General features: G+C 70.2%; 9 protein-coding genes. 6 read left to right on the top strand and 3 right to left on the bottom strand.

Going from position 1 to position 18,426, the window contains the following annotated elements; all coding sequences use genetic code 11:
• Positions 1-6: 6 nt before the first annotated feature.
• From D7X55_RS00375 to D7X55_RS00365, 3 genes are all read right to left on the bottom strand, one after another.
• Entirely contained in the window at positions 7-6,837 is a 6,831-nt protein-coding gene (locus D7X55_RS00375; protein WP_121721850.1) for a type I polyketide synthase, read from the bottom strand.
• Between the two features lie 27 nt (positions 6,838-6,864).
• The gene (locus tag D7X55_RS00370) at positions 6,865-8,301 is read right to left on the bottom strand and encodes an SDR family oxidoreductase (protein WP_121721849.1); all 1,437 of its coding nucleotides are present in this window, start codon (positions 8,299-8,301) and stop codon (positions 6,865-6,867) included.
• A 90-nt stretch (positions 8,302-8,391) separates the two neighbouring features.
• Complete coding sequence (locus tag D7X55_RS00365; RefSeq protein WP_121721848.1) at positions 8,392-8,934, bottom strand: hypothetical protein; 543 nt, start codon at positions 8,932-8,934, stop codon at positions 8,392-8,394.
• 180 nt (positions 8,935-9,114) lie between these two features.
• Here D7X55_RS00365 and D7X55_RS00360 point away from each other — a divergent pair, with 180 nt between their 5' ends.
• From D7X55_RS00360 to fadJ, 6 genes are all read left to right on the top strand, one after another.
• Positions 9,115-9,543: a YciI family protein gene (locus D7X55_RS00360; RefSeq protein ID WP_120546171.1), complete on the top strand. Its 429-nt coding sequence runs from the start codon at positions 9,115-9,117 to the stop codon at positions 9,541-9,543.
• Between the two features lie 68 nt (positions 9,544-9,611).
• Complete coding sequence (locus D7X55_RS00355) at positions 9,612-10,355, top strand: serine hydrolase (protein WP_120546170.1); 744 nt, start codon at positions 9,612-9,614, stop codon at positions 10,353-10,355.
• 112 nt (positions 10,356-10,467) lie between these two features.
• Positions 10,468-13,011, top strand: coding sequence for an excinuclease ABC subunit UvrA (gene uvrA, locus D7X55_RS00350; protein WP_121721870.1), 2,544 nt, complete (start codon positions 10,468-10,470; stop codon positions 13,009-13,011).
• 683 nt (positions 13,012-13,694) lie between these two features.
• The gene (gene hemE / locus D7X55_RS00340) at positions 13,695-14,738 is read left to right on the top strand and encodes a uroporphyrinogen decarboxylase (RefSeq protein WP_120546167.1); all 1,044 of its coding nucleotides are present in this window, start codon (positions 13,695-13,697) and stop codon (positions 14,736-14,738) included.
• Positions 14,739-14,855: 117 nt separating this feature from the next.
• A complete protein-coding gene (fadI, locus tag D7X55_RS00335) occupies positions 14,856-16,157 on the top strand; it encodes an acetyl-CoA C-acyltransferase FadI (protein ID WP_120546166.1) in 1,302 nt (433 codons plus the stop codon).
• A complete protein-coding gene (gene fadJ / locus D7X55_RS00330) occupies positions 16,157-18,394 on the top strand; it encodes a fatty acid oxidation complex subunit alpha FadJ (RefSeq protein WP_120546165.1) in 2,238 nt (745 codons plus the stop codon). The genes fadI and fadJ overlap by 1 nt, the downstream gene beginning before the upstream one ends.
• Positions 18,395-18,426: the final 32 nt, after the last annotated feature.

Genomic DNA, 18,426 nt, shown 5'->3' with positions numbered 1-18,426 from the left:
GGGGTTTCAGGCCATGGGGCGGGCGATGCCGCCTTCGATGAGCATCCGCAGACGGCCGGCTTCGTCATGCGCCGCCACGGTGCCGCACTGGAGCAGGTCCCCCTCCACGCGAGGGGCGAGCGACTTCAGCGTGAGGCGGCGAGGGGACCTGGCGTCATGCGCCACCAGGTCCCGGTCGAACGTGGCCCGCTGTACGCCCACGGGGGCGAACACGTCGTTCGACACGCCCTCCACGTGCATCGCGCTGAGGCGCAGGGCCGCGTCCAGCACCAGCGCCGGCACGCCCTGGCCCGCCTGACGGGAAGCCTCCGGCAGCCCGAGCCGCGCGAAGCGGGCATCCTCTTCCAGGCGGATCTCCTCCAGGCAGTCGAACATCCGGCGCAGCTCGATGGGGGAGCCCGCGGCGCAGTGCGGGTCGTGCACGGACACGCCGTGGCCCGAGGCGCGAGCGGCCTCCAGCTTGGGGGAGGTCCGGGGCGGCTCGGCCGTCAGCGTGAAGCGGGCCTCGGCGAAGACGAGGTCTTTCTCCAGCACCACGCCGGACGCATGGACGATGTCTCCCGTGAGCTTGACCTGCACGCTGTGCTGGCCGGGGTCGTCGGTGAGCGGCGTGCACTCGGCGCGCAGGGACTGCCGGGCTCCGGGCTTCACGCGGATGAAGCGGGAGAAGCGCACGTCCTCGATGGTGACGGTGCGCAGCTCCGGGCGCGCGTCGTCCAGGGCGGCCTGGAACATGAGGTCCAGGGCCCAGGCGCCGGGAAGGGTGGGCGTGCCCCGGACCAGGTGGTCCTCCAGGCACGGGATGCTCGCCGCGTCGACGGTGAGGTCCCTGCGCGTGGGACGCGCGGCGATGACCTCCAGGCCATAGAAGGCGCGCTCGCTTTCGGTGAGCTGGACGTTGATGGGTTGGACAGGCTGGCCGTCCACCAGCTGGAGGAAGAGCGCTTCGCCCTCCCCGGCGCGGATGCCGCGCAGGCGGCGGCTGGCCCCGAGCACGCGGTACTCCGAGCCGCGCGTCATGCCGATGCCGTCCCAGGCGAGCCACCCCACGCTGCACCACTGCACGTCCTGGCGCGCGTCGCTGACCCAGGCGCAGAGCCGGTCCAGCGCCTCGTTCGCCGCGCCGTAGTCCGCCTGTCCGTCATTGCCGATGTAGCTGAACGCGGAGGTCAGGACATGGAAGGGCACGGGGGCGGGGAGGCGGCGTGCGCAGGACTCGCGCAGGTTGCGCAGGCCCAAGAGCTTGGTGTCCAGCGTGCCGCGCAGCTCCGCGAGCCGGCGCCGGTGGAGCTTCTTGGAGACCTGCGTACCCGCGCCGTGGACCACCAGGTCGAGCCGGCCGTGTTCGCGCAGCAGCTCCTCCACCACTCGGTCCACGTCTTCGGGACGGGTGACGTCCGCGGCGCGGTAGGTCATCTGGCCGGGCAGCCGCATGAGTCCATCGAGCGTGGCGCGCAGCTCGCGCACGGCCAGGTGGCGCTCGAAGCGTGCTCGCAGCGCGGGCATCCGCACCGAGCTGTCACGGGCGAGCTCGGACGCGTAGAACTCGCGCTCCACGGCGCCCAGGTCCTCGTCGCGAGCCTGGAGCACGCGCTCGGGGGCATCCGACGGGTCGCTGCGTCCCAGGAGGACGACCTTGCAGCCGTAGCGCTTGAGCAGCGCTCCTGCGAGGACGGCCGTCACGCCGCGGCCTCCGCCCGTGAGCAGGACCACGGATTGGGAGGTGAGCGTGACGCCGGGCCGTGCGGGGACATCCGTGGGCTGAAGCAGCCGGACGCAGCGGACGGAGCCATCGAAGCAGACCTCGACGGGACCGGTGTCGTCGCCGGTGCCCAGCTCGGACGCGACGAGGTCGAGCGCCGTGCGGAGCGGAAGCACGCCCGTGGCGATGGCGCGGATGCTCCGTGCCGGAACCTCACGGCCCAGGGACTTGAGCATGCCGGCGAAGAGGCCGGTGACGGGATGCAGCGTCCGGCGCGCACCGACGCCACCGATGCACAGGCTCGCCAGTGACACGGTGCCAGCGGACAGGCCCGAGTAGGCGCGACGGGCGGACAGGAAGAGCAGTTCCAGCGCTTCGTGACGCAGGGCCGTGTCCGCGACGACGGAGGACTCGTTCTCTTCCGGGTTCATCCGGCACACCGAGACGATGACCTGAGGTTCGAAGCCGAGCGCATCCAGGCCGGCCTCCGCGGTCTCCTCCCGGGTGAGGTCGATGCCATGGATCCGCGGGCCCGCATCGGTGACGCCTGTGTGCAGGATGCGGAACTCAGGACCGCAGAGGTCGTGGGCCTGGGTGGAAAGCTCACGGGCCACGGCCTCGTCCTGGGCGATGAACAGCACGCGCTTGCCACGCAGGGACAGTGTGCCGGTCGTCCGGGCGGGACGCTCGACGAGCACCGGCGCGTGGTAGCGGATGGGCGCCGAGTGGTCGAAGCCGTCAGTGGCCTCCGGAACAGGAGCCGAGGTCGACGGTGGACGCGCATCCTCCACGCGAGCCGCCCCCTCCCGAGCCTGCACGGCACCGGTAGGCCTGACAGGCGTCTCCGGGCCAGGGCTGTTCAAGCCTGTCCGACTGTCGGACAGGCGTCCGGGGCTCAGCTGACGCGGCGCCTCCTCCCGTCCGGTGCGGTCAAAACCTGTCCGACTGTCCGACAGGTTTCCATGGATCGACTGCCGCGGGAGCCCCGCCCCATCACGGTGCTCCAAACCTGTCCGACTGTCGGACAGGTTTTCTCGGTCCGGGTTAGGCGGGAGCCCCGCCCCGTCGCGGTGCTCCGAACCCGTCCGACTGTCGGACAGGTTTCCGGAGCCTGGGTGGGGCGGGCGGCTCTCAGGCCCGGGGCTGTTCAAACCTGTCCGGTTGTTCGACAGGTTTTCGCGGCTCGCCTGAGGCGGGAGCGCCTTCCAGCCCGGGCTGTCCAAACCTGTCCGACTGTCGGACAGGTTTTTGCTGCTCGGCTGGCGAAGCTGGAGTACCAGCCGCGCGCCGGTCGTGGCGTCGGGGTGGAAGCGCAGCGTGGAGGCCTGTCCTTCTGAGGCGGCCCTCACCGCGCGCAGCACCTCCCGGGCCTCCCTGGCGGAATGCGGCGGCAGCGTGATGCCCGGTCCGGTGCCTGCTTCTTCGGACATCGACAGATGGCACAGCGGCTTCAAGCCCCGCGCTTCCGCCTTCGCGACCGTGGTCACGGCCAGCATCGCCATGCCCTCTTCAGGCATGGTCCCATCAAGCCCGTCACCCGGTCGCTTCACGTGGGCACTGCCCACGAGCACCAGGTCGAAGCCGCTGTCCAACAGGGCCCGTGAAGCCCGCAGCGACGCGGCCAGCGTGCCGGCACCCGCGTCCACCACGAAGTTCGGCCCCTTGGTGTCGAGCACCCCCGCCACCCGACCGGGCGTGACATTGGGCATCATCCCCTGGAGCGTGTAGGGCCCGGAGGGCCGCAGCGCGCCCACCGCCGCGTGGAGGCGGTCCACCAGCGGCAGGAGCCGCGCCGCGTCCCGTGACCGCTGGATGTGCTCGCGCAGCCTGCGCCGCAAGGAGTCCGCCAGCACGCGCTGCGTGGCCTCCACACCCCGGCGCGTCTTCCCCTCCAATCCCAGGACGATGGCAGTTCCCGTCCGCAGCGAATCAAAGGCTCCGAGCTTCTTCACGACGTCGCTCGCGACGATGAGCCCCAGGTGCTGCGTGAGGTCCATGTCCTCCGTGATGTCCGGCAGCAGCCGCACGGAGTCGGGCAGCCGCAGCCCCTTGGCGTCGAAGCGCGCCTCCGGGAACAGCCCCTCCGCGGCCACCACCACCAGTTCTTCGCGGGCAGGGGCCCCGGCCCTGGCTTGAAGCGCGAGCGGGCCTCCCCGGTACTCCTCCAGCAGCAGGTGCGCGTTCGTGCCGCCGAAGCCGAAGCCATTCGTGGCCGCCCGGCGCGGATGGTCCGCGTTCTCCGGCCACGGCTGCTCCCGCGTGCCCACCTCGAAGTCCGGCCCGAGCGCCCGCAGCGCCGCACCCGGACGGTCGAAGCTCGACTGCGGCGGGAAGCTCCGGTGCTCCAGCGCCTTGCACAGCTTGATGACCGAAGCCGCACCCGCGGCCCACCCGACATGGCCAATCAGCGCCTTCACGCTGGCGAGCTGGAGGCCCTTGCGCTTGCCTCCGAAGACCCGGCCAATCGACTGCAACTCGGTGGCGTCTCCGGCCGGAGTGGCCGTGCCGTGCGCCTCGATGTACTGGATGGACTCCGGTTCAACGCCCGCCGCCGCGTAGCACGCTTGCATCGCGGCCACCTGTCCGTCCGCTCGCGGAACGTTCGCGGAGCTGCTGCGCCCGTCGCTGGAGAGCCCCGCGCCACGGATGACCGCGTGCACCTTCAGCCCCGAGGCGACAGCCTCGTCCAGGCGCATCAATCCAACCACGCCCGCGCCCTCGCCGAAGATGACGCCATCCGCGCGCTCGTCGAACGGACGGCTCCCCGTCGCGGAGAGCCCCTTGAATTGGGAGAACAGGCAGCTGTTGCCCGGACCCGGGGAGAACACGCCACCCGCGAGCACCAGGTCGGCCTCGCCGCGCTCCAGCGCCTTCATCCCCAGCGCGATGGCGTAGAGCGAGGAGGCACAGGCCGCGTCCAGCAGCACCGTGGACACGCCCGAACCCACCACGTCCGTCACCACCGCGTGAAGGGTCGGGTGCGGCGCCAGCTCGGAGGCCGTGGCGGTGACACCCAGGGTTTCACGCAGCAGCGTGGAGAACTCCCGCGCCGTCTCTCCCCGCGCTCGCAGCAGGGCCTCTCCCGCCTCGACGCACAGCGCGTCGTCGTACTCGGGAGAACCGTCCGCCGTGGAGCCGAGCAGGCACTGGATGCGTCCGGGCTCGCGCGGCGCGGTGGACCTCAAGGACTCCATTGCCTGGGTGAGCGCGATCGCCAGCAGGCGCTGCTCACGGCCGTAGCGTTGGAAGCGCTCGGGCGTGATGCCCGGGGGCGGCACGAGGTCGCTGTCCAGGACCCGCCCGGTGAGCAGCGTGTACGTGCGGTCCGGAGTCACCGCCGGGCCCACGAAGTCCACCACCTGGTCCGGATGACTCAGCCCCGTGTCGACGATGCCGCTGATGCCACGCTGGATGTTCCGCCAGTACGACTCCGGATCCTTCGCGCCGCCGGGCAGCATGCAGCCCAGGGACACCACCGCGATGGCCGGGGCTCCCTGCGCCGCATCCACGGGCAGGGCCCGGTCCACGGACGTCAGCGTCATTGACGTGTCCGCCGGGAGGATCCGCTGCACGATGCGCGTCAGCCGTCCTCCCGTGCCGCAGTCCACGAACCGCGCGCAGCCCGCGTTCACCAGCGTCTCCACCGCGCCCGGAAAGTCGAAGGGACGCACCAGATGGGACGCGAGCGCCTGGGCCAGCTCGGATCCGTCACGTCCGTACACCCGCCGTTCGATGGGCGAATAGATGGGCCCGAGTGCCGGATGCACGGCCAGGTCCGCGAGGCTCGCGCGGAACGCGGAGACCGCGGGCGCCAGGCTCGGGTGGTGGAACGGGTAGCGGCTGGAGATGAAGGTGAAGCCCTTGCCCTGCCGCTCCAGGAACGCGCGAAGCCGCTCCAGCTCCGCACGAGGCCCCGCGACCACGGTCTGCCGCGAGTGATTGCGTCCCGCGACCTCCAGGGTCCTGGCCCCACTCTCCGCCACGGCCCGGAGGGTCTCCGGTTCCGGCAGCGCGACCGCCGCGAGCGTGCCCAGGTCGTCCGGCACCGACTGGAGCGCCCGGATGCGGCGGCACACCACCTCCGCGCCCGTGCGCAGGTCCATCGCGCCGGCCGCGGTCATCGCCGCGATCTCCCCGAAGCTGTGACCGACGAACACGTCCGGCCGCGTCCCCTGGCGCTCCATCCACCGGGCTCCCAGCACGCCACACAGGAAGATGCCCAGCTGATCCAACAGCGGCGCCGCGTCCAGAGCCCGGCCCACCTGCGCGACGTCCTCCGCCGCGAGCAGCGGACCCACGTCGATGCCCTGTGAACGGCAGGCTTCCAGGACCGCCGCCAGCTCCCCACGCAGCTCCGGCTGGAGCGCCTTCAACCGGAGGAACAGCGCGGGCTCGAACGTGCCCTGTCCGGCGAAGAGGAACGCAGTCGCACCCGTGGGCAAGCTGAACCCAGTCGGCACCGGATCCGACGGACGCACCGTCTGGGAAGTGGCTTCGCGCCCCGTCGAGGAAACCGGGGTCATCCTCGGAGGCGTCACGGCCACCGGATGCTGCACCGTCACCGGATCCGGAAGGTGCACGGTCCGCGAGACACCGCGCGGCGCCGTGTCCGCCAGCAGGTTGCGCGCCAGTTCGCGCACGGCCTCCGGGAAGATGGCCTGGACTCCATTGCCTCCCTGCAGCGCGAGGTCGCGGAAGCTCTTCGCCCCCGCCGGCTCGTGGATCGACGCCAGCGTTTCGAAGCTGCGCTGGAAGGACTCCGGGAATGCCCGCAGCGTTCCCTGACGGTCCGCGCAGAGCACGGTCTGATAGCCGCACGCCACCGGCGTGCCGTCGCTCTTCAACGTGCGGAAGCAGAAACGCAGGGACACCTCACCGCGCGCCTCCAGCGTCGTCAGCACCACCAGCCTGTCGCCCAGCGCGGCCGGGGCGAGGTTGCGCGAGTAGCCCTCGTAGGTGAGCAGCAGCACCTGATCGAAGTCGCGCCGGAAGTCGGGCTCCTCGAAGGCGTGCGGGCTGAAGAGCAGGTGCTCCCGGCCCGCGCACTGGAACTTGAAGTTGGTGAGGAAGTGATGGCTCCCGTAGGCCATCGTGTCGTCGAAGTGGATGTCATACGGGACGGCGAAGAAGTTCATGGTGATGGCTCCCGGAAAGGTGAAGGGTCAGGACGCGCGAGCAGCCGGCAGCAGGCCGTCCACCGTCCCGGAGAGGCCGGCGTCCACCACCCAGATGGCGCCGTTCACGCGCTGGGTCTTGGGCCCCAACAGCAACTCGGTCACGTCCGCGACGTCATCCGCGGTGCACAGCCGCCCGCCGGGCGTCGCGGACTCCCACCGCGCGACGCGCTCCGGCGCATCCGGGAACATCCCCAGCAGCTCGCCGTGCACGGGGCCCGCGGACACGCAGTTGGTGCGGATGCCATCCGGCGCCAGCTCCGCGGCCAGATAGCGCGTGAGGGATTCCACCCCCGCCTTCACCACGCCCTGGCAACCCAGGTCGTGCATGTACCGCTGCGACATGGACGTGGACATGGTGACGATGCTCCCGCCCCCTCGCGCGGCCATCAGCGGACGAGCCCGCATCGCGCACTCGTACGTGCCGGTGATGCAGGTGCGGAACGCCTTGTCCCAATCGCGCGGCGCGATGCGGTCGAACGGACCGATGAGCCCGTTGGACGCGTTGCACACGAGCAGGTCCAGCCCGCCCAATTCGTCACGGATCACCGTGAACATCCGCTCCAGGTGCTCCTCCTGCGCGACGGAGCCCCACAGGTGGACCGCCTGGCCCCCCGCGTCCACGATGTCCCGCGCCGTCTTCTCACCGTCCTCACGGGAGTGGAACGAGTTGACGACCACCGTCGCTCCCGCGCGAGCCAGCCGCGTCGCGATGACCCGGCCGATGCCCTTCCCTGAACCGGTGACGAGCGCGACCTTCCCCGCGAACGGCAGCTCCGCACGCGGCACGACCGGCGCGGGGGCCGCGTGGACGGGCGCACGGGGCCGGGCCTCCACGACGGGCGGCGCGGCCGGCAGCAGCGCCCCCGCCGCTTCGGCGATGGCGGCCATCGTGCGCAGGCGCTGCGAGAACTTCGGCGCCTCGCCCAGCCCCAGCTCCTTCGCGAGCACGGCCATGACCTCCGCCTGCTTCACGGAGTCGATGCCCAGCTCGTCCTCCAGGTCCGCGTGCGGCGTGAGCAGTTCCTCCGGATAGCGCGTCACGCGTGCGAACACGGCGCGCACACGCGGCAGGAGGTCCGGAGCCTGCACAACCCCCTTCGCTTCGACGACCGCGGGCACGGCGACAGGAACCGCCGGCACCGGCACCGTTCCCAGCGCCTCCGTCACCGCACCGGCGATGGCGCCCAGCGTGCGCGCCTTGCCGTTTCGCGGCAGCCGGTCCGGCGGCAGGTGGAACTCGCGAGCGATGACCGCGGCGATCTCCGCGAGCTTCACGGAGTCGATGCCCAGGTCATCCTCGAGCTGCGCGTGCTCCGTCAGGATGTCGAGCGGATAGCGGGTGACGGACGCGGCGCACTGCCGCACCTGCTCCAGGATGTTCGAAGGCGTGGATGTATGGGATTGGGAAGAACGCGCGGACATGACGACCCCTGTCGGTTCAATGCGTGACGGGGCCGACTGTAAAAGGGGGTCTGACACGTGCCGCGAAGCGGCGCGCACAGCTCGCAGCAATCAAGGAGGCAGCGAAGACTCCTCGCGCGCGGGAATACGCGCGACGTGTTCACGAGCGCGCCGCCATCCCAGCCACAGGGGAATGAACAGCGCCGGCAGCGTGAGCAGATCCGTGATGTCCACCGTGTGCGCCGTGGCCCGGACCGGGGGAATGCGCACGCCCGAGAGCGCTGCGCGCAGCGCGAGGAAGGGCCACTGCAGCGCACCCAGCGCCCAGCGCCACGCATCCCCGGCGGCGGGTGAAAGCTTCGTGGCGGCGAAGCACAGCCCCGTCAGCACCACGGCCCCCACCATCACCGCGAACGACGGACGGAAGTCCCGCGCACGCCGCTGGAACGCCTGCTCCCACAGCGCCTGGAGGAGCACCGGGAACATCGCGAGCCCGGCCACGTCGGAGAGCTTCCCTGTCCACCACGACGGCCAGCGCGCCTTGAACACGTGGTCGTTCAGCACCAGCAGCACCACGGCCACCAGCACCCCGGGGTGCAGCAGCCCGCTGGACGGGAAGGGCCTGGGCCCGGTGGAGGTCGTTCCCGCGCGCATGGGGGCACTGTCACACCCGAGCCCCCGAAATGGAAAGCTCCGTGATTGCGAGGGCTTGGAGGACGCGGCGGAAAAATAGAAGGCCGTGTCGATTTCCCCCGGGCCCATTCGTTGCCTCACTGAAAGCAGGACGAAGAACACCCCCCGCGGCCCCCAGGGCGCGCGGCAGGAGACACGACCGTGCGATTCATGATCATCCGCAGGGCGGACAAGGACACCGAGGCCGGCGTGATGCCGGACGAGAAGCTGCTGGCCGCCATGGGGGCGTACAACGAGGAGATGGTGAAGGCGGGCGTGATGATCCAGGGCGAGGGCCTGCATCCCAGCAGCAGGGGCCTGCGCTTGAAGTTCACGAACGGCAAGCCAGCGGTCATTGACGGGCCCTTCACGGAGACGAAGGAGCTCATCGCCGGCTTCACGATCATCCAGGTGAAGTCGCGCGAAGAAGCCCTGGAGTGGCTCAAGCGCTGGCCGTCCATCGACGCGGGCGGCAACGTGGAGCTGGAGCTGCGCCAGATCTTCGAGGACGACGACTTCGGCGCGGAGTTCACCCCCGAGCTGCGAGCACAGGAAGCGCGCATCCGCGAGCAGGGCGCGAAGAACCGCTAGTCGCGATGGCGTCCACCCGTGACATACGCTGCCGCGCGTCCAGGGCCGGTGCGAAGACGGGTGAAGCGATGCTTCAGCGGATGGCGCTGCTGTGCGTGGTGTGTCTCATGGGCTGCGGAGGCAAGCGGCTGCCCTCGGGGCCGGGCTCGCCGCCGGACCCGGTGGAGGACGGCTGGGACCCCGAGTCGCCCGGCAACGAAGAGCGGATGTACGGCACGGACGACTGGGCCCGCTTCATCGTGGACGTGCCCATGCGGGACGAACCCGGCACCGTGACGCGCTACTGCACGGGCGGCGTGGTGCTGCTGGGCGCGGTGCTGGAGCACGTCAGCGGCCGCTCCATCGCGGACCTGTCGCGCGATTGGCTGTTCTCCCCGATGCAGGTCCAGGACGTCACCTGGCAGCCCGAGGGCAAGACGGGCACGGACACTGGCGGCCACCTGCGCCTGCGCCCGCGCGACTTCCTCAAGGTGGGGCAGCTGATGCTCGACGGCGGCGCATGGCACGGCGAGCGCCAGGTCTCCGAGGCGTGGGTCACGGAGTCCGGCAAGGCGCTGGGGCCGCTGGGTGATGTGAACTACGGCCTCTTGTGGTGGAGCGCCCGCTTCGTCATCCAGGGCACGCCGGCGGAGGTGACGTTCGCGCGGGGCAACGGAGGCCAGTACGTCTTCGTGGCGCCTTCGCTGGGCGTCACCGCGGCCTTCACAGGCAGCCACTATAATGATGCGGGCTCGGCGTTCCCCCTGGTCCTGTTCGGGCAGTACGTGCTGCCGGCGGCGCTCGGGCTGGAGCGGCCGGGGACGGGCGGCTGAGCGGACCTGTCCTCTGCCAGACGGAGGAGGGCCGGCGCGCATCGGGATTCCGACGCGGGGCCTCGCTTCGTGGATGACCTCGCGCGGTCGGGTGGGCAACGTCCGCCCTGGCATGGCACCTCCGAAAGCACCGCGCACCTCCAAGGCCTCCGACCCCTCCGGCTTCGTCCGCGTCCGGGGTGCTCGCGAGCACAACCTCAAGCACGTGGACGTGGACATCCCGCGCGACGCGCTGGTGGTCTTCACCGGCGTGTCCGGCTCCGGCAAGTCATCGCTGGCGTTCGGGACGCTCTACGCGGAGGCGCAGCGGCGCTACTTCGAATCCGTGGCCCCGTACGCCCGGCGGCTGATTGACCAGGTCGGCGTGCCGGAGGTGGACGCCATCGATGGGCTGCCTCCGGCGGTGGCGCTCCAGCAGCACCGGGGCGCGCCGACATCGCGCTCGTCGGTGGGCAGCGTGACGACGCTGTCGAACTCCGTGCGCATGCTGTACTCGCGAGCGGGCACGTACCCGCCGAAGCTGGAGCGGCTGGACTCGGACGCGTTCTCTCCGAACACGCCCGCGGGCGCATGCCCCAAGTGCCACGGCATCGGCCGCGTGTTTGAAGTCACCGAGCGCTCCATGGTGCCGGATGACTCCCTGAGCATCCGCGAGCGCGCCGTCGCCGCGTGGCCGCCCGCGTGGCACGGCCAGAACCTGCGCGACATCCTGGTGACGCTCGGGTACGACATCGACAAGCCCTGGCGCGACCTGCCGAAGAAGGACCGCCAGTGGATCCTCTTCACGGACGAGCAGCCCACCGTCCCGGTCTACGCGGGCTTCACGTCCGCGGAGGTGAAGCGGGCCATGGCTCGCAAGGAGACGCCCAGCTACATGGGCACCTTCACGGGCGCGAAGCGCTACGTGATGACCACCTTCGCGACGACGCAGAGCGCGATGATGAAGAAGCGCGTCGCCCGGTACATGGTCGCCAGCGACTGCTCGCTGTGCGAGGGCAAGCGCCTCAAGCGCGAGTCGCTGTCGGTGACGTTCGCGGGACGCGACATCGGCGAGCTGTCCCGCCTGCCGCTGGAGCAGGTCGCGGAACTCATCCGGCCCACGGCGGAAGGGAAGGGGAAGGACGCGGACGTCATGGCCCGCGAGCACCCCGAAAAGCTCATCGTCGCCCAGCGCATCACCAAGGACCTGCTCGCGCGCATCCAGGTGCTGACGGACCTGGGCCTGGGCTACCTGTCGCTGGAGCGCAGCACGCCCACGCTGTCGCCGGGCGAATTGCAGCGGCTGCGGCTGGCCACGCAGGTGCGCTCCAACCTCTTCGGCGTGGTGTACGTGATGGACGAACCGTCCGCCGGCCTGCACCCCGCGGACACGGAGTCGCTGCTCACGGCGCTGGACCGGCTGAAGAAGGCGGGCAACTCGCTGTTCGTGGTGGAGCACGAGGTGGAGGTCATCCGCCACGCGGATTGGATCGTCGACGTGGGCCCCGCCGCCGGTGAGCACGGCGGGCAGGTGCTCTACAGCGGCACGCCGGAGGGACTGGCGAAGGTGGAGGCGTCCCGGACGCGGCGCTACCTCTTCGAGGAAGAGGCCCTGCGCCGCCGCGAGCCCCGCAAGCCCACGGGACGCCTGCGTCTGGAGGGCGTGAAGCGCAACAACCTGCGCGGGCTGGCAGTGGACTTCCCGCTGGGCGTCTTCACCACGGTGACGGGCGTGTCCGGCTCCGGCAAGTCCAGCCTGGTGAGCCAGGCGCTGGTGGAGTTGGTCGCGGCGAGGCTGGGCCAGACGCTGGCGCCCGAAGAGGAGGAGGGCGAGCCGCTGGACCGCGAGCCGGTGGTGGCGAGCGAGGGCCACATCCAAGAGGGCATGGAGTCCATCCGCCGGCTGGTGACGGTGGACCAGAAGCCCATTGGCCGCACGCCGCGCTCCAACCTGGCGACGTACACGGGCCTCTTCGACCACGTGCGCAAGCTGTTCGCGGCGACGCCGCTGTCGAAGTCGCGCAAGTACGGCGCGGGGCGCTTCTCCTTCAACACGGTGGGAGGCCGCTGCGACACGTGCGAGGGCGAGGGCTTCGTGAGCGTGGAGTTGCTCTTCCTGCCCAGCGTGTACGCGCCGTGCCCCACGTGCCACGGCACCCGCTACAACGCGAAGACGCTGGAGGTGCGCTACCGCGAGAAGAACATCGCGGACGTGCTGGGCATGACGGTGGACGGCGCGTTCGACTTCTTCACGGAGGAGCCGCCGCTCCAGCGCGCGCTCAAGGTGCTGCGGGACGTGGGCCTGGGCTACCTGCGCCTGGGACAGCCCGCGACGGAGCTGTCCGGCGGCGAGGCCCAGCGCATCAAGCTGGCCACGGAGCTCCAGCGCACGCAGCACGGCGACACGCTCTACGTGCTGGATGAACCCACCACGGGCCTGCACCCGGCGGACGTGGACAAGCTGATGGCGCAGCTGGAGGGACTGGTGGACGCGGGCAACACGGTCATCGTCGTGGAGCACGACCTGCGCGTCATCGCCGCCAGCGACCACGTCATCGACGTGGGGCCCGGAGCTGGAAACGCCGGCGGCCGTGTTGTGGCACAGGGCACGCCGGCGCAGGTGGCGAAGGTGAAGGAGAGCCGCACCGCGCCCTATCTGGCGCGGGTGCTCAGGTGACGTAGGCGCGACGGCGGCTGAATCGTCACTTCACGTCAGTGACCCGCAGTGAGTCGAGGAAGGCTTCGGCCTCGGGGTATGGATCTTCTTGGACGGAGATCGCCTGAAGGAAGAGGAGTCCGTCTCCTACGACGCTCCATCGGTCCCGGATCAGCTCTCCTTCACCCACGCCGCGCCATTCCCAGCCCAGCCAGGGGGCGGGCAACCGCGTGTATTCGTCGCGTGCGAAGGGCTGGACGAGATCCTGCTCAAGCCGCCTGAGGTTTTCTTCTGGCGACTTCCCAGCCTCGAAGGCGCCTGGGTATCAATGCAGTTGGAACTGTCTGGAGGACTTCATGTCCTCCCACGAGCAATTCAACCGGTGGTGGCCCATGGGCCACTCGGTGGGGTCGCGGACCGGCAGGGGCCCACAGTTGACGCGGGTGGTCTCGGTCGTTGACCTGGAGCTTCCAGGTGGGGGGCGCGGTGCCACGACGCTCACGCCGGGAACCGGCTCCCAGCGGACCAACTCCTGGGGCAGCGGCCACTGAGGCCGGGCGGGAGCAGCCGTCCGCCCCGCCGCACAGGCCATGCATGCGAGCGCGAGCAGCCCTGGAACGAAGCGGTTCAACCGGGTCATGGAGATAGGGTACACCCCGGTCCGTGAAGCCCGTGACTCCCACCCGCCTCCCCAAGGTGACGACGTGAACGACCGACTCCTGCGCACGGCGCGCCGCCAGCCCACCGACACCACCCCTGTGTGGCTGATGCGTCAGGCGGGCCGCTACCTGCCCGAGTACCGCGCCATCCGCGGCAACATCGCGTTCCTGGACCTCTGCAAGGACCCGGACCTCGCCGCCGAGGTCACCGTCCAGCCCATCACCCGCCTGGGCGTGGACGCGGCCATCATCTTCTCCGACATCCTCATCCCCGTGGAGGCCATGGGCATCCACCTGGAGCTGGGCGACAAGGGCCCCCACTTCCCCAACCCGCTGCGCACGCCCGCGGACATCGACAAGCTCGGCGTCCCCGACCCCGTCGAGGGCACCGGCTTCGTCGCGGAAGCCATCCGCCGCACGCGCAAGGCCCTCAACGACTCCGTGCCCGTCATCGGCTTCGCGGGCGCGCCCTTCACCCTGGCCGCGTACATGGTCGAGGGTGGCGGCTCCAAGAGCTACATCCAGATCAAGCGCCTGCTCTTCGAGCAGCCCGAAGTGGCCCACCGCCTCTTCCAGAAGCTCACCGACACCCTCATCCCGTACCTCAAGATGCAGGTGGAGGCCGGCGCCAAGATTGTGCAGATCTTCGACTCCTGGGGCGGCGAGCTGTCCCCCTGGGACTTCGAACGCTTCAGCCTCCCGTACCTCACCCGCATGGTGACGGAGCTCAAGGCCACCGGCGTCCCCGTCATCCTCTTCGGCGTGAACATGACCCCGCACCTGCCGCTCCTGAAGCGCACCGGCGCGGACGTCATCGGCCTGGACTGGCGCTGCCCCGTGGACGAGGGCCGCCGCATCCTCGGGCCGGACGTGGCCACCCAGGGCAACCTGGATCCGCTCCACCTCTTCCTCCCCCGCGAGGAGCTGGAGGGTCGCGTGAAGGACATCCTCCGCCGCGCCGGCCCCACCGGGCACATCTTCAACCTGGGCCACGGCATCCTCCCGCCCACCGACCCGGACGCCGCGAAGTTCCTCGTGGACGCGGTCCACAAGCACGGCGCCGCCCTCCGCCAGGGCACGCTCGACTGAACAATCCCCAGCCCGCCCGACTGGCGAGCAGTTGACTCAAGAATCAATCCAACGTTGACGCGGTGCATTGCCCGCCGTTAGAAGCGCCTCACTCGTTTCACAGAGGGTGAGGCACACATGGCAAGCGAGAAGCGCAACGGCCACCGGCGGGTGGCCATCGTTCGCGGACTGCGGACGCCGTTCGCGAAGGCGGGCACCGTCTTCGCGAACCTGACGGCGCTGGACCTGGGCCGCATGGTGGTCCAGGAGCTGGTGCAGCGCAGCGACCTGGACCCCAACGAAATCAACCAGGTCGTCTTCGGACAGGTCATCCCCACGCTGACCGCGCCGTCCATCGCGCGCGAAGTGGTGCTGGCGGCGGGCCTGCCCAAGCGCATTGACGCCTTCACGGTGGCGCGCGCCTGCGCCACGTCCATCCAGTCCATGGTGGCCGGCGCCAACGCCATCGCGCTGGGTGACGCGGACGTCGTCATCACCGGCGGCACCGAGTCCCTGTCCGACGCGCCCATCTTCACCAGCCGCCCGCTGGCGCACGCGCTGGCCGCGTCGTCCAAGGGCAAGAGCCTGCCGGACAAGCTCAAGCCCTTCCAGAAGCTCAAGGCCAAGGACCTCATCCCCGTCCCGCCCGCCATCGCCGAGTACTCCACCGGAGAGACCATGGGCGAGAGCGCGGAGAAGATGGCCAAGGAGAACGGCATCACCCGCGAGGAGCAGGACCTCATCGCGTTCAACTCGCACCAGAACGCGGCCCGCGCCTGGAAGGAAGGCCTGTTCGACGGCGAGGTGATGCACGTCACCGTGCCGCCCAGGTACGAGCAGACCGCCACGAAGGACAACATCGTGCGCGAGGACACCAGCCTGGAGGCGCTGTCCAAGCTCAAGCCCGTGTTCGACCGCCGCTATGGCAGCGTCACCGCCGGCAACGCGTCCCCGCTGACGGACGGCGCCGCGGCCCTGCTGCTCATGAGCGAGGAAAAGGCCAAGGCGCTGGGCTACGAGCCGCTGGGCTTCCTGCGCTCGCACGCGTTCGCGGCCACGGACCCGGGCGACCAGCTGCTCCAGGGCCCGGCGTACGCGGCCCCCGTGGCGCTCAAGCGCGCGGGGATGAAGCTCGCGGACATCGACCTGGTGGAGATGCACGAAGCCTTCGCCGCGCAGGTGGCGAGCAACCTCCAGGCGCTGGCGTCCAAGGAGTTCGCGAAGAAGGCGGGCTTCAACGCGCCGGTGGGCGAGGTGGACCGCTCGCGGCTGAACGTGACGGGCGGCTCCATCTCCATCGGCCACCCGTTCGGTGCCACGGGCGCGCGCATCATCACGCAGGCCCTGAACGAGCTGAAGCGTCGGAACAAGAACACGGTGCTGTGCACCGTCTGCGCCGCGGGCGGCCTGGGCGCCGCGGTCATCCTGGAGCGTGCGTGATGGCGACCAAGCAAGAGGCAGTCGAAGCGAAGCAGGGCTTGAGCTACGACGTCACGGACGGCGTCGCGGTCATCACCGTGGACCAGCCGGGCGCGCCGGTGAACACGCTGTCCCCCGAAGTGGGCACCGCGTTCTCCGACCTGCTCCTCCAGGCGGAGCGGGACCCGGAGGTGAAGGCCGTCGTCTTCATCTCCGGCAAGAAGGACAACTTCGTCGCTGGCGCGAACATCGACTTCCTCCAGACCCTCAAGTCGCCCGCGGACGTGGAGGCCATCAGCCGCGGCGCGCACGAGCAGTTCGACCGGCTGGAGTCCTTCTCCAAGCCGGTGGTCGCGGCCATCCACGGCGCGTGCCTGGGCGGCGGCCTGGAGTGGGTGCTCGCGTGCCACTACCGCATCGTCACGGACAGCCCCAAGTCGGTGGTGGGCCTGCCGGAGACGCAGCTGGGCCTCATCCCCGGCGCCGGCGGCACGCAGCGGCTGCCCGCGCTGATTGGCGCGCAGGCCGCGCTGGACCTCATCCTCACCGGCAAGAACGTCAAGCCGTCCAAGGCGAAGAAGCTGGGCATCGTGGATGAAGTGGTGCCGGTGCCCATGCTCAAGGACATTGCCCTCAAGCGCGCGGCGGAGCTGGCGGCGGGCACGCTCAAGGTGGAGCGCTCGCACCAGGGCTTCAAGGCCGTGGCCCAGAGCGGCAAGAAGAAGGGCATCGCCGGCATCTTCCAGGGGCTCATCAACAAGGACCTGTGGACGGAGGCGGCGCTGGAGGACAACCCGCTCGGCCGCAAGGTGATGTTCGACCAGGCGAAGAAGCAGCTGCTGAAGAAGACGCGCGGCAAGTACCCCGCGCAGGAGAAGGCGCTGCAGGTCATCCGCGTGGGCCTGGAGTCCGGCCGCAAGGCGGGCCTGGAGGCGGAAGCGAAGGCCTTCGGCGAGCTGGTGTTCACGGACGTGTCGCGGCGCCTCGTCGAAATCTTCTTCGCCACCACGGCGCTGAAGAAGGAGAACGGCACCGCCAACCCCAACCTCAAGCCGCGCGAGGTGAAGAAGGTGGGCGTGCTGGGCGGCGGCCTCATGGGCGGCGGCATCGCCTACGTGGCCGGCGTGCTCCAGGGCGTGCCCGTGCGCGTGAAGGACAAGGACGACGCGGGCGCGGGCCGCGCGCTCAAGCAGGTGCAGACGGTGATGGACGAGCGCGTGAAGCGCCGCTCGCTCACGCGCCTGGAGTCCAACGCGAAGCTGTCCAACATCACCGCGGGCACGGACTACAGCGGCTTCAAGTCGGTGGACCTGGTCATCGAGGCCGTCTTCGAGGACCTCAAGCTCAAGCACAAGGTCATCGCGGAGGTGGAGGCCGTCACCGGCGAGAACACCATCTTCGCGTCCAACACCTCCAGCCTGCCCATTGGCGAGCTGGCGAAGGGCAGCAAGCGCCCCTCTCAGGTGATTGGCATGCACTACTTCAGCCCGGTGCACAAAATGCCGCTGCTGGAGATCATCACGCACCCGGGCACGGCGGAGTGGGTGACGGCGACCTGCGTGGACGTGGGCAAGAAGCAGGGCAAGACGGTCATCGTCGTCAACGACGGGCCGGGCTTCTACACGTCGCGCATCCTCGCGCCGTACATGAACGAGGCGGCGTACCTGCTGGCGGAGGGCGCGGACATCGTCCAGCTGGACAAGGCGCTGGTGGACTTCGGCTTCCCGGTGGGGCCCATCACGCTGCTGGACGAGGTGGGCATCGACGTGGCCCAGAAGGTGGGGCCCATCATGGAGGCCGCGTTCGGCAAGCGCATGGCGGCGCCCAAGGCGCTGGAGGGCGTGGTGTCCGACGGCCGCCTGGGCCGCAAGACGAACAAGGGCTTCTACCTGTACGAGAACGGGAAGAAGAAGGAGGTGGACCCGCAGGTCTACCTGCTCCTGCCGCACGGCAAGGACCGCAAGTCCCTGGACGCTTCGGAGATGGCCGAGCGCGTGGCGCTGCAGATGGTGAACGAGGCCATCCGCTGCCTGGGCGAGGGCATCCTGCGCAGCGCGCGCGACGGCGACGTGGGCGCCATCTTCGGCCTGGGCTTCCCGCCGTTCCTGGGCGGCCCGTTCCGGTACGCGGACGCGCTGGGCCCGGCGAACCTGCTGCGCAAGCTGGAGCACTATCAGGACAAGTACGGCGAGCGCTTCACGCCCGCGCCGCTGCTGGTGGAGAAGGTGCGCGCCAACAAGGGCTTCTACGAGTCCTGAAGGCAGCCTGACGCACCGGGGCGGGGGAGGGG

The sequence above is a fragment of the Corallococcus sp. AB049A genome (assembly GCF_003668885.1).
Taxonomy (GTDB): Bacteria; Myxococcota; Myxococcia; order Myxococcales; family Myxococcaceae; genus Corallococcus; species Corallococcus interemptor.
This window is presented reverse-complemented; position numbering and strand designations above follow the sequence as displayed.